A 13608-nucleotide genomic window follows, 5' to 3' on the forward strand; every position below is an offset into this window, starting at 1 on the left:
AGCAGAAGGGGAAAGAGCTGAAAAGTTCTTCACTTACTTACCTTGAGGTAAGCACGGAACGGTCGGCCGCTCCAGGGACTCTTTTCTCTCCTAGCCTTCCTTACCTTGAGGTAACTAAGTTACCCGGTTAGGAGTACCTAACCTATTTGTGCGTACTTTCCCCTTCAGCCGGGCAGCGTTAAGATAGGGTTCAGGCTAGTCAATCATTCCACCTTGGAGGTAAGTGATGAGTAAACAACGTGTGATCGTAACCGGCGGAAGCGGGAAAGCGGGAGTTTGGATCTTAAAGCATTTCGTCGAGCAGGGCTATGATGTGCTGAATCTGGATGTTCGTCCCCCGAACGAGGAGATCTGTCCCACCCTCATCGCGGATCTGAACGATGCGGGGCAGGTTCACATCGCGCTGTCTCCTTATGCGGGAAGAGACCGGAAAGAAGCGATAGGCATCGTTCACTTTGCCGCGATCCCCCAGGCGTATACGCATACGAATGAGGTATGCTTCCGGAACAATGTGATGAGCACCTACAATATTCTCGAGGCCGCAGCCAATTTCGACATCCGCAAGGTTGTGCTGGCCTCTAGCGAATCTTCCTACGGCATATGCTTTGCCAATCAGTTTTTTGAGCCTCAGTATGTCCCCGTGGATGAAGAGCATCCTCAGCTTCCCGAGGATAGCTACGGCTTGTCCAAGGTGGTCAATGAAGTGACGGCGGAAGCGTTCCATCGTCGCACCGGGATGCAGGTCATCAGCTTCAGGCTGGGCAATATTCTGGTACCGGAGAGCTATGCCGCCATCAAAGCCGACTTCGCCCGGACCGAGGCCCGGCAGCGCATCTTATGGTCGTATATCGATGCACGCGATGTTGCGTCGGCATGCCGGCTTGCCCTGGAAAAGGAAGGCTTGGGCGCCCGGCACCTCATACTGGCCGCCGATGACACCTCCTCGGATCGCCCCACCCGGGAGCTGGTCGAGCGGTATCTCCCGGGCGTTTCGGATATCCGAGGCCCGCTGGAAGGAAGAGACTCGCTGCTCTCTAATGCGAAGGTCAAGGAGCTTCTAGGCTGGGAACAGCAGTACCGATTCATGGAGCAGTAGGACATCCGCTTCTTCAACGCCCCCGACAGGTGATCGTCGGGGGCTTTTTCATGTCGGCATGCCTAGTGCCCGCTTCGTCCTTTTTTATTTCCGGCTAATACTTGCCTTAACCGCACATGAAGGTATCGTGCGTAAATATGTCGAATGGTAGGAAGAACTTTACAATTGGAAGAATAAAACAAAAGGAGTACAACATGATGGGTATCATTAGGCTATTTGTGAATTATCTTCAGCAGGCCACGATTAAGAAGAGAATCATGTTTATATTCGCAACGGCTACATTGGTCCCATTTCTTTGCGTCGTGTTGTTGTCCTATCATACGATGTCGAACATTCTATCCAGCAACTTGGAGAACAGCGTCCGCAGTAATTTGAAACAAGTGGAATTATCATTTGAAGGCGCAATCCATAATTTAAACCATGTAACCCAGCAGCTTGCCTTTCAGGGCAGCATCGGCAAGAAAGTGGATTTGCTTCTATCCTCCGAAGATCAATTTGAAAGAAGGGTTCTGATGGAAGAGATTCATACAGAGCTCAATCTGATTTCCTTCACTAACCCTACGATAGGGCTCGTCATGTATTATTCTCATGATGACGGCTCTTTTATGTTTAATAATAACATCGTCAAAGAAGATTATGAGGTCAACGATTTGCCGCTGCTCGCCGAATATTTTAGAATCTCCTATTTCGGGCCCCATATTAGCAACGAGCGTTACAACGATGAATATGTTATTTCGGCGCTTAGAAAGATGGGTTTCCAGGGGGATCATGAAGACCTATATGTGTATGTCGAGTCCGGCTTCCATACGTCTCAGAACCTATTCGAAAATAAGCTTGGGAATTATTCCTCTTATCTCATCCTGGACAATGACAAGAGGATCGCCTATAGTGATGCAGCTTCGGATTTTCCTATCAATCAATACTTTGACGATTCACGCGGTACGGATGGTTCAGGTATGCAAAACGGATATTATTGGTTCAAGAGCACGAGCAATCAAGGTTGGAGTATCGTTTCGCTTATTCCCAAAGACGAATACAACAAAGAAAAAAATCGTTGGGTTACCCTAATGATTTATTTATCCATATTATTCCTTGCGGTTACTCTGTTTGTTTCATGGCTATTGTGGAAAATGGTATATGTTCCGCTGCATCATTTCAATCTGGAGATTAAATCCATGACGCAGAAAAATACGCCGCTGCCGGAAACTCTTCCTACGAAGATTCCAGAATTCGATTTTTTGATTAAACAATTGCAAAATATGAAAAACCAAATCTATGAACTTATTAACGAAGTGGAAATGAAAGAGAAACGAAGAGCGGATTTGGAGGTTGAGAAGCTGCTGTACCAGATCAACCCCCACTTTCTAATGAATACACTGGATACCGCACATTGGCTGGCTGCTATAAATGGAAATAAGGAGTTGGATAAATTGATTCTATCTCTGAATAAACTTTTATATTATAATCTGGGAAAAAGAGGGCGAACATCAACTGTTCGGGAGGAAATCGATTCAATCAAGCAGTATCTAACTTTGCAAAAAATTCGTTATGATTTTGCGTTTGACGTCAGAATTCATGTTGATGACGATGTATTGGATATCGCTATTCCACGTTTTATTTTGCAGCCGATTTTGGAGAATGCTCTCTATCACGGTCTGGACGATGAAGGATTTATTCAGGTAGAAGTAGGGAAGAACGATGATGAACGGATCATTATTTCCGTTTACGATAACGGAGCGGGCATTTCTGAAGAGGAAATTGATAAATTGCTGAATCAACAACAAGTTGAACAACAACGGGCCGGCATGGGCATTGGATTAAATTATGTCAAACGAATGGTTGATAATCAGTATGGGGACCAAGCGGATCTGGAAATAAAAAGCGAATTGGGCAAAGGAACGACCGTTTATTTGATATTGCCGAATACGGAGGTGTTGAAGCTTGATCAAAGTATTGATCGTGGATGATGACAACCTGGTAAGAAAAGGACTCATTTCGATCCTTCCTTGGGAACAATATGGCATGGAGGTTGTTGGCGAAGCCAAGAATGGAGAAAAGGCTCTTGAGTTATTAGCATCGCTGAAAGTGGATCTATTGCTTACAGATCTAGCTATGCCTGTAATGTCAGGAATGGAGCTGATGCGAATCGTTCGGAAGCAATATCCCCAAATCTTTATTGTCGTGCTTACTCTTCATCAGGACTTTGAATATATTCAGGAATGCCTAAGACTCGGAGCCATCGATTATATAGCCAAAGTCGAAATGGAACAGGAGAACTCTGGCGAAGTGTTCATGAGAGTGAAAGCGAGGATTTTGGAGGAACAATTGAAAATCAGTTCAGCTTCTGAATCGGGTGAGTCTAAGAGCAAAGAGCTGGAGATGTTCTATGACATAATCATTGGCGAAACGCTGGGTTCCATCAACGAAGATAGGCTTACCGACTTGAAAAAGCGCGGACAAGCATTAGGTTGGGTTCATAGAGTATCCGAGTTTGAATGTTTCTTAGAAGATCTAAAAAATATGCAATTGCCTCCTGCCAAGCTTATGTCATTTCTGCATTCGCAATGGAACGTATGGGATAGAATTTATAACTCCGTAACCGAGAACCACATCGAACTGCCGGACTCCTTTCATTCTTGGACTGAGGTGAAGGACTGGCTATACGAGGTTAGAGAATTAGTAGCGAAAGCCATCGGAAAGGCCCAGTACTCGGAAGAGGTTAAAGATTGCATCGCGAGAGCGGTTCAGGCGATGCACGATGAATTATCCGAATCGGTCCATGCTTCGGAAATGGCGAAGAGGGTGAATATGAGCCGGAGCTACTTCAGTCAGTGCTTTAAAGATCTTATCGGCATGACCTATAATGAGTATTTACGACATATTCGTATGGAGAAAGCCAAGGAATATTTGCAATACACGCAAAAAACCATTCAATGGATTACCGAAAATACGGGATATACCGATCAGAAATATTTCAGCCGCATTTTTCAAGAAAAAACGGGCATGCTTCCCAGCGAATATCGGCAATTAACCCATTCGGAGATACAAGTGTCCGATTAGTTGGGGGACATTTGTCTAACTCGCAGTCAAAATCCCTTCATATCTCTACCCTATCTGACAACCGCGTTCACTCACGAAGGCGGTTTCTATCATGTTATACTTGTTTCCACGAGGTCATATAAGCGAAAGCAGGGAATGTACGATGAAGAGAAGACAGTGGATGATTGGCTTGATCGTCCTGACACTGTTCGTTAGCGCGTGCAGCACCTCGAATGAGTCAAACGAAGGGACTAACTTAAGTGAAAGGACGCCACCCGATCCATTCGGTAAATACGAGGAGCCGGTTACGGTGCGAATAGCTATGGTTGTCGAATCCACGAAGTCGATGCTGGAGGGAGAGACTCTACTCGACAATCAATACACTCGCAACATCAAAGAAAACTTAAACATAAACGTGGATTATTCCTTGAAAGCATCGCCTACAAATTATAACCAAAAAGTAAGCTTGGCTATAGCAAGCAATGATCTGCCAGACGCTATGATAGTAGGACCCGTGGAATTGAAACAAATGGTTGAGGCGGGTCAACTAGCAGATATGACGGATGTGTACAAAAGCTACGCCTCCCCTGTCATAAAAAGAATAGTGGAAAGCACGGGCGGAGAAGCCGTTCAAAGCGTTACGTTCGATGGGAAAATGATGGCTATCCCTAATGTTCAGCTGCGAGCGGATGGTGTTCATTTGTTATGGATTCGCAAGGACTGGTTGGAAAAGCTGAGCATGGATCCGCCTAGAACGATCGAAGAGCTTGAAGCCGTAGCGCGAGCATTCGTTGATCAAGATCCTGACGGTAATAAGAAATCAGATACGATAGGGATCGCTGGACATGGCTCAGCGGGTAAGCTGTATGCAAACTTCCTTCAGCCAACAAACAATTTGTATGGATTGGATGGCATATTTGCCGCTTATAATGCTTATCCGGGTTATTGGCTAGAGAAAGACGGTAAAGTGGTCTACGGTTCGACCGAACCGGAAACAAAAGAAGCATTGAGTAAATTAAAGGATATTTATTTATCGGGGTTGATTGATCAAGAAATCGGCGTGCGTCAGGAGCCTTGGGAAACCATCATAAGTGGTCAAGCAGGGATGTTCTTTGGGCCGTGGTGGGCGCCATATGGGCCGGTGAGCGATGCCATTATGAAAAATCCGAAAGCGAATTGGCAAGCCTACGCGCTTCCTCTTGACCGAAATGGCGAATATCGTCCTCATATGAGTACATCATCCAGTCATTTTGTTGTCGTGCGCAAAGGGTATGAGCATCCTGAAGCCGTTATGAAAATATTGAACAACTTAGTTCGAGGAGAAAGCGAAGGCACGTTTACGACCGAAAGAGGTCCCACGGAATACCCGTTAAAATTAACCTTTGCTCCATCCGATGAAACGGAATATGAAGTGAAGGCACTAAGACAAGTGTTGGCGGGGACCAAAACCGCCCAGGATTTTCTGGATAAACCCGAGTATAAGCTGCTGCGTACCGATGCGGAGAAGATAGGTTCCGTGAAAGTAGAGAACCACGATCAATACGACATTCAGTATTGGGATCCTAGTAAAGACAGGCCGATGTGGGTTCGCGCTTATGCTTTGATGGTGGGCGGATCACCGCTCATTGATAATAAGATGAACGGCGTGTTTAGCGTCACCTACTCTCAAACGAAAACGATGGAGAGAAGATGGGAAAAGCTTCAGAAGCTTGAAAATGAAGCCTTCCTCAAAATTATTTTGGGAGCGGCTCCACTTGATACATTCGACCAGTTCGTAGAGGATTGGAAGAAGCAAGGCGGAGAACAGATTATTCAAGAAGTAACCGAGTTGAAACAGTAAAAAATGCGCCAAAAAATAAGAAGGAGGAGCAGCATGAGAGGAAACGACACAGTGGTAAAACAAATGATGATTACGAGATCGCGTAATAATAGGACAAGGCCAAAGGACAAATATAGGTTGTTTCTGATGGCGCTGCCATTCCTAGCCCTGGCCTTCCTATTCTCCTATCTGCCACTATACGGATGGATCTATGCTTTTTATGATTATCGACCCGGTATACCGTTGTCCGAGTCGGAATTTATGGGTTTTGATTGGTTCAGCTCCATGATTTCCAATGAAGTTCAGCGTCAGGAAGTGATGAGGGTATTACGGAATACGTTCGCCATAAGTAGTCTGAATATTCTGACCTCTATTCTGCCCGTTATTTTTGCCGTCTTCCTGGCTGAGCTGCGCAGTGCCAAATTCAAGAAGCTGGTGCAAACGCTCACAACGCTGCCGAACTTCATTAGCTGGGTACTTGTCTACTCGTTTGCGTTCATGTTGTTCTCTGTTAACAATGGCTTCATCAACAACCTTCTGATGGATCTGGGTTGGATTTCCCAGCCGATAAACATTCTCGCCTCCGACGATCATACATGGCTATCTATGACATTGTGGAGCGTGTGGAAAGGTCTGGGATGGGGAGCCATTATGTATATTGCCGCTATTATGAGCATTGATCAGGAGCTCTATGAGGCGGCGAAAGTCGACGGCGCCGGGCGGTACCGTCTGATGTGGCACGTAACGATACCGGGTATTATGCCGACGTTTTTCGTGCTGCTGCTTCTCTCCATCGGTAACTTCATCAATAACGGGATGGAGCAGTTCTATGTGTTCCAGAATGCGATGAATACCCATAATATCGAGGTTCTAGACCTATATGTGTACAATATCGGAATGGCCAACTCCAATTTCGGTTTCGCCACGGCCGTAAGCTTGTTAAAGTCGCTTGTAAGCTTGTTTCTGTTATTCATGGCAAACAGCATGTCAAAAGTCATTCGCGGCGAAAGCATCTTTTAATAGTATTCGTCCAGAAGGGAGAACGCGAACACCATGGCCATTAAAGAGAAGTTTTCATTGTTTCACTTCGTGAATTATGTCGTCTTCGCAATTATCACCATCATATGCGTATTCCCGTTCTACTATTTATTCATTAATACGATCAGCAGCAACGATCTGAGCAGCAGAGGTCTCGTTATGTTTTACCCGAAGGACATACACTGGACGAATTATATCGACGTCTTCCAGATTCCGGGTCTGGGGCAGGCAGCGCTCGTATCCGTCGGACGTACGGTACTGGGTACCCTTCTGACGGTTGCCGCATCGGCGTTTCTTGGCTACCTATTCACGAAGCAAATGTGGGGACGCAGCTTCTGGTATCGCTTCTTAATCATTACGATGTATTTCAACGCGGGCTTGATCCCCTGGTACTTGACCATGCTGCAGTTGGGCCTGACCAATAATTTCTGGGCCTATATTTTGCCGGCCATCGTCCAACCGTTCTTTATCATCTTAGTCAAAACCTTCGTCGAGTCGACGCCGCTAGCCCTACAGGAGTCTGCGCAAATCGATGGGGCCGGATATTTCACGGTGTTCGCGAAAATCATTATTCCCCTGATTATGCCGATATTGGCCACCATTGCCATCTTCTCAGCCGTTTCGCAGTGGAACAGCTTTACGGATACGTTGTTTCTGATCACGGATCAGAATTTGTTTTCCTTACAGTTCGTTCTTTATCGGTACATGAACGAAGCGACCTCGATTGCCCAGTTAATGAAGCAGTCAACTGGCGCAACGATGGATCTGAGCAGCATGGCTACGCCGACATCGATTCAGACCACCGTCTCTATGGTTGTTGTGTTGCCCATTCTGCTGATCTATCCATTCTTTCAACGATTTTTCGTAAAAGGGATTATGATAGGCGCCGTGAAAGGATAATGGCTATTAGCGATGCATGTCCATAAAGGAGGTGAAACACTCGGACGAGGGGTGTGTTTATCTTTAAGACGAATGGTGTCAGATGAAAGTAGTTAGTGAGAATGTACAGGGGAGGATTTTTCTACATGGCAAAGAGGATGCTTACTTCCACGCTTCTTGTGCTAACTTGTGCGATCATGATATTCACCGCTGCATGCAGCAGCAATGTTGGGAAAACAAAGGACTCCAATACAGGGACCGCAACCAATGGCGGGGAAGCAAGCGAGAACAGAGAAGAGATTACGATCAATGTTTTTTCCATGCTATCTAACTATGCAGGAGAGCAGCCGGGATGGTTCGCGAAAGTAGTAAAGGACAAATTCAACATTAAGCTGAACATCATTTCCTCGAACTTGGCCGGCGGGCAGCAAAAAATCGCTACGATGATGGCTTCAGGCGACATGGGGGACCTTGTCGTATTCGGTACGAATGGCAAGGACTATCAGGATGCCATTAAAGCCGGTTTGCTGCTGGATTGGACGAAGGACGACTTGCTTACTAAATATGGGCAAGGTATGTTAGCCAATGCGCCAAAAGCGATTGAAGCAAACAAGAAGCAATTCGGCGGAGGTAAAGCGGTATACGGAATCGGCTTCGATGTGGGCATTGGTGAAGGTCCTTCCGAGGGCGCGACGATGACCTATGGTCCGAATCTGCGCTGGGACTTGTATCAGAAGCTTGGGAGTCCGGAAATTAAAACCTTGAATGACTACTTGCCCGTTCTGAAGCAAATGCAGAAGCTGGAACCGAAAAGCGAATCTGGCCGTCCGACTTATGGTATTTCTTTGTGGGCGGATTGGGACGGGAACTACATGACGCTGGCCAAAGTCGTTGCCCAGTTCTATGGTTATAACGAGGGCGATGGCCTTAATCCGGCAGGTCTGATTCTGACGCATCAGAACAAGGATGAGTGGCAAGGCGTACTTGATGAAAACGGACATTATCTGGAAGGATTGAAATTTTATTTCGATGCCAACCAAATGGGATTGCTTGATCCAGACTCCTTGACTCAAAAATTCGCGGATGTATCGAGCAAGTTCCAGGACGGACAAATTTTCTTCTCGCACTTTCCTTGGGTAGACAACGTTTACAATACCCCTGAGCGTACCGCGGCGGGGAAAGGTCTCGCACTGGTGCCATTCTCTGAAGAGAAGATCACGTCATATGGTCAGAGTCCTTACGGTGGAAATCGGATTTGGGCGATTGGCGCGAAAACGAAGGATCCAGCCAGAGTCATGGAGCTCATCGATTGGTTGTATACGCCGGAAGGCGTCATGGAGTCGAACTATGGTCCAAAAGGGTTGGCGTGGGATATCGACAAGAATGGAAAGCCGTACGTAACGGAGTTTGGCTGGAAGGCATTACCTGGTAAAGCGGAGCCGGTGCCTGCGGAATATGGCGGCGGAACGTTCAAAGACGGATTGAATCAAATCAATAATACGACATTAAAACTTACGAATATTCATCCGGAAACAGGCGAACCGTACGATTATAGTATTTGGACTTCTACTCTGAATCACAATCCAGATCCTGTCACAAAGAGCTGGCGTGAAGCAATGGGGGTTATGACGGCAAAGGAATACTTCGTGAAAAAGGATAAGATAGAGGTTTCCAAGCCTTTCTTCACGACCGAAACTCCTGCTACGCCATCTGCCCAAATGCAGCAGATGATAACCGGAATCGGCAAAATCATTAAAGAATACTCTTGGAAAATGATATTTGCGAAAAATGAGGCCGAGTATAATAAACTGAAGGAAGAAATGATCTCGAAAGCGAAAGGTCTTGGCTATGACAAGGTTATCAAGTATGAAGTAGATCTGGCAACAAAAACGGTGTTTCCTCATAGATAAGATATCCATCGCTTGATTCAATTCCCGTGCCAGCTGAGACTGGTACGGGAATTTGTACATAAGCGGACAAGGAGAGTGAAAGGAACATGCATGCAGTAATTCAAGCCAAAGGTTATCAAGGAAACGAGACTTATGTAAATCCAATTCTTGCAGGAGACTATGCCGATCCTACAGTCGTTAGGGTTGGTAACGATTACTACATGACGCATTCCTGCTTCGAATTCGCGCCGGGCTTTCTGATTTGGCATTCCACCGATCTGGTCAACTGGGAGCCTATTGCGAAAGCGTTGACGGAATATGCCGGGAATGTATGGGCACCGGATTTGGTTTATTACAAGGGACAATTTTATATTTACGCGCCGATTGATGAAGAGATTATGGTGCTGACGGCTGTACAGCCGACAGGACCATGGAGTACTCCGACAAAAGTGGGCATACGCGGTATCGATCCCGGTCATGTCGCCGATGATGACGGCAACCGGTATTTGTTTTATGGATCAGGATACGTGGCGGAACTAACGCCCGATGGGCTGTCGGTGAAAGGCGCGCCGCGCAAGGTTTTCAACGGCTGGCGCTTCCCGGAAGAATGGGTAGTGGAGGGCCGGTTCCTGGAGTCACCGAAATTGACTTACCATGGCGGGTACTTCTACTTGACTGTGGCCCAAGGAGGATCCTCCGGACCTGCGACAAGCCACATGGTAGCTTCCGCCAGATCCAAGGATCCTTGGGGACCTTATGAGGATTCGCCCTATAATCCGATTGTCCGAACGCAAAGCCGGGGGGAAAGGTGGCTTTCGAAAGGTCATGGTTCGATCGTCAATACACCGGACGGAGACTGGTGGATCATCTACCACGCCTATGAGAAGGGATATTATACCCTAGGGAGACAGACACTTCTGGAGCCGCTGGAATGGACGGAGGATGGCTGGTTCCGCATACCGGAAGGCGTTAGCACCAGTCTGCCGATTCGAAAGCCTAGTGGGCGAGTCTTATATCGATCCGAGAGCTTCCGGGAGTTTCAATCCGAATCCGGCGATCTAGGGTACGCTTGGAGCTGGTATAAGCCGACAAGTCCAATCAAATACGAGGTCGACCGTCGAACGATCACGATTAGCTCTGGTTCATCAAGCGCTCCACTGGTCTTCATGCCGAAAGACCATCATTACGAAGCAGAGGTTGAGATCGACATTTCGGAGAAGGCTGCATCAGGACGATTTGTCTTATTTTATAATGACAAGACTTACAGTGGGCTCGAGCTTTCCGGCGAAGGTGTTCATGGAGTAATTCGCGGCTGGAGGACGCCTGCGAAGCCATGGCCTTCTTGTCATCTCATCGTGCGTCTTCAATATATCTGGCATGAAGTGATTTTCTATTACAGCCATGACGGCAAGGAATGGACTAAATTCGAGCATTCCTTTGAAACTTCAGGCTGGCATCACAACGCACTTGGCGGATTTCTTGCGTTGCGGCTGGCGCTCTGGGCCCAAGGGCAAGGAAAGGTTACGTTCAAAAATTTCGACTATCATGCGCTGGAATGCGATCCAGAATGTCAGACGGTTTAGAAAGCCCTGCAGCCGTGGTTTCCTAAACAGAGCCGCTGTCCACCATCAAATACTACTCGTATGGAAAAGAATCTAGATAAATAATATACTAGCTATAACTGTTTTTTGTTGAGGTGAATCTAATGGATGAAATCAATGAATCAAAAGAAATTGTATTACAAATCGGTGTTGCCTTGAAAAAGTACAGAAAAGAAAAAAACATGAGCTTAGACGACTTATCGGAACTAACGGGCGTAAGCAAACTTACTCTGGGGAATATCGAACGTGGCGAGACAAATCCAACTTTGGCGATTATATGGAAAATTTCAAAAGGTATATCTTTACCGCTATTGGCTTTGTTCAAATCAGAAGACTCTGCTAGTTTGTATCGAGCAGGTGAAGGACTGCGGTTTTCTAATGATCAAAAGAATTGGATCATTGAACCAGTCTTTAAAAGTAACGATATTGAAATGTGTCGGGCTTACTTACAGCCAAATAGCTCGTATCAGCCTGAAGGTCATCATGTCAATACATCTGAAATTGCGACAGTCATGACGGGTTCCATTGAAATTCAAGTCAATGGAGAGATTTACACATTGAATCAATATGATACTATCAGTTTTCGTGCAGATTGTCCTCATTCTTATACCAATCATACGGATAGCGAAACAGTGCTCCATATATCCTTAAAATACGGTTTCTAAAGTCGAAAATTCCACTTATTAAATACAACTCTGAATTCCATGACGGGAATTTCAGAGTTGTATTTTTGTTTTTAGATGAACAAAAGTATATTATAAAGTAATTATTGATAAAAATAATATACTATAATATACTTTATTTATTCGCGCGGATGTATTGTTTTTTTAAAATCAGCAGGAAGCAAATAATTACGTAAGAATTCAGGAAGGAGAAATTAAGAATGCCGAACAAACAAAATAATAAAGCCGCACCATCCTCTATAGGGCTGATCCTTCTCGGCATTATTGTTATTGCAGCTAATTTACGTACTCCCTTAACATCAGTCGGTCCTTTAGTGAGTCTCATAAGAGATGACGTTCATATTTCAAATACATTAGCAGGCCTGATTACAACGGTACCCTTGCTTGCCTTTGCTTTTTTATCGCCTCTAGTACCAAAATTAGGACAAAGGTATGGGGTTGAACGTATCATAATGATCGCCTTACTCTTTCTGACTGTAGGTATTGTAATACGTTCTTTATCTGGCGCAGCTAATCTGTTTATTGGGACAGCCATTCTTGGATTCGCAATTGCCGTATGTAATGTATTATTGCCAAGTATAATCAAAAGGGATTTTCCAAATAAAATAGGCTCCATCACAGGTGTTTACTCCATTTCAATGAGTTTATGTGGAGCAATCGCATCGGGAATCAGTGTGCCTCTAGCCGTGAACGCAGGTCTAAAATGGCAGGGAGCATTGGGAATATGGGGGATTCTAAGCTTTGTATCGATCCTCTGTTGGTTACCCCAATTAAGGAATCAAACGAAGCAAACAGCCACGACGAGTCAAAAGATGGCCAGCAACGATGTGAATGTTTGGAGATCCCCGCTTGCTTGGCAAGTAACCATGTTTATGGGTATACAGTCCATGGTTTTCTATGTATTGATCGCATGGTTGCCTGAAATTTTAAAGCAGCAAGGAATTGACTCAAACCAATCAGGATGGTACCTCTCGATCATGCAGCTAGCTATGCTTCCATTTGCCTTTATTGTCCCCGTTATTGCTGGGCGCATGTCTAGCCAACGGATGTTAGTGGCCATTACAACCATTTTGCTTTTGACGGGAACGATCGGACTTCTTTACGGAAGCTCTGATATCATTCTGTTGTGGATCATCATGCTCGGAATTGGTGGCGGCTTCGCCTTTAGTTTGTCCATGATGTTTTTCGGGTTACGTGCTGAAAATGCGCATCAAGCAGCGGAACTGTCTGGCATGGCGCAATCGATCGGATATCTTCTTGCCGCAGTCGGTCCTGCTCTTATAGGATATCTGCATGATGCGACAAATAGTTGGAACCTGCCACTTTTCATTCTGCTTGGCGCTGCGGTCTTGCTCTTTTTAGTCGGTATAGGAGCAGCAAGAAACCGTTTTGTAGGTAGCCGAAATAGTTACGAGCTGCCACAGAAAGGATGATAAATAGGGCTTGCTGAATGCGAATAAATCCATATTTCACAAGGGTTACCGGGCATTTCCGTCGAATATATCTGCAAGGAAAACGTGGCAAAACGCTCAAAAACCTTGCAGATGGAGTGACGAAACATGTT

At 45.7% G+C, this 13608-nt stretch carries 10 protein-coding genes; all 10 read left to right on the plus strand.

The genetic code is table 11. The features are described 5' to 3' along the window. The first annotated feature begins 226 nt into the window (after positions 1-226). On the plus strand, positions 227-1096 hold the full coding sequence (locus GSF01_RS01710) for an NAD-dependent epimerase/dehydratase family protein (RefSeq protein WP_159881273.1): 870 nt from the start codon (positions 227-229) through the stop codon (positions 1094-1096). Positions 1097-1290: 194 nt separating this feature from the next. Continuing rightward, complete coding sequence (locus tag GSF01_RS01715) at positions 1291-3063, plus strand: sensor histidine kinase (RefSeq protein ID WP_328803627.1); 1773 nt, start codon at positions 1291-1293, stop codon at positions 3061-3063. After that, complete coding sequence (locus GSF01_RS01720) at positions 3038-4156, plus strand: response regulator (RefSeq protein ID WP_159881274.1); 1119 nt, start codon at positions 3038-3040, stop codon at positions 4154-4156. Before GSF01_RS01715 ends, GSF01_RS01720 begins: the two co-directional genes overlap by 26 nt. 142 nt (positions 4157-4298) lie before the next feature. Further along, positions 4299-5975 carry an extracellular solute-binding protein gene (locus tag GSF01_RS01725; protein ID WP_159881275.1) on the plus strand — a complete coding sequence of 559 codons (1677 nt, stop codon included), beginning with the start codon at positions 4299-4301 and terminating at the stop codon, positions 5973-5975. A 240-nt stretch (positions 5976-6215) separates the two neighbouring features. Continuing rightward, positions 6216-6974: an ABC transporter permease subunit gene (locus GSF01_RS01730; RefSeq protein ID WP_235941213.1), complete on the plus strand. Its 759-nt coding sequence runs from the start codon at positions 6216-6218 to the stop codon at positions 6972-6974. A 33-nt stretch (positions 6975-7007) separates the two neighbouring features. Beyond that, a complete protein-coding gene (locus GSF01_RS01735) occupies positions 7008-7892 on the plus strand; it encodes a carbohydrate ABC transporter permease (protein ID WP_159881276.1) in 885 nt (294 codons plus the stop codon). 125 nt (positions 7893-8017) lie between these two features. Continuing rightward, positions 8018-9781 (plus strand): extracellular solute-binding protein, encoded by a 1764-nt coding sequence (locus GSF01_RS01740; protein WP_235941215.1) that lies wholly within the window; start codon positions 8018-8020, stop codon positions 9779-9781. Positions 9782-9867: 86 nt separating this feature from the next. Further along, positions 9868-11343, plus strand: a complete 1476-nt coding sequence (locus tag GSF01_RS01745) for a family 43 glycosylhydrolase (RefSeq protein WP_159881277.1) — start codon at positions 9868-9870, stop codon at positions 11341-11343. A 122-nt stretch (positions 11344-11465) separates the two neighbouring features. After that, the gene (locus GSF01_RS01750; RefSeq protein WP_159881278.1) at positions 11466-12026 is read left to right on the plus strand and encodes a helix-turn-helix domain-containing protein; all 561 of its coding nucleotides are present in this window, start codon (positions 11466-11468) and stop codon (positions 12024-12026) included. 218 nt (positions 12027-12244) lie between these two features. Next, positions 12245-13477, plus strand: a complete 1233-nt coding sequence (locus GSF01_RS01755) for a CynX/NimT family MFS transporter (RefSeq protein WP_159881279.1) — start codon at positions 12245-12247, stop codon at positions 13475-13477. Positions 13478-13608 lie beyond the last annotated feature (131 nt).

This window comes from Paenibacillus puerhi (assembly GCF_009846885.1).
Lineage (GTDB): Bacteria > Bacillota > Bacilli > Paenibacillales > NBRC-103111 > Paenibacillus_G > Paenibacillus_G puerhi.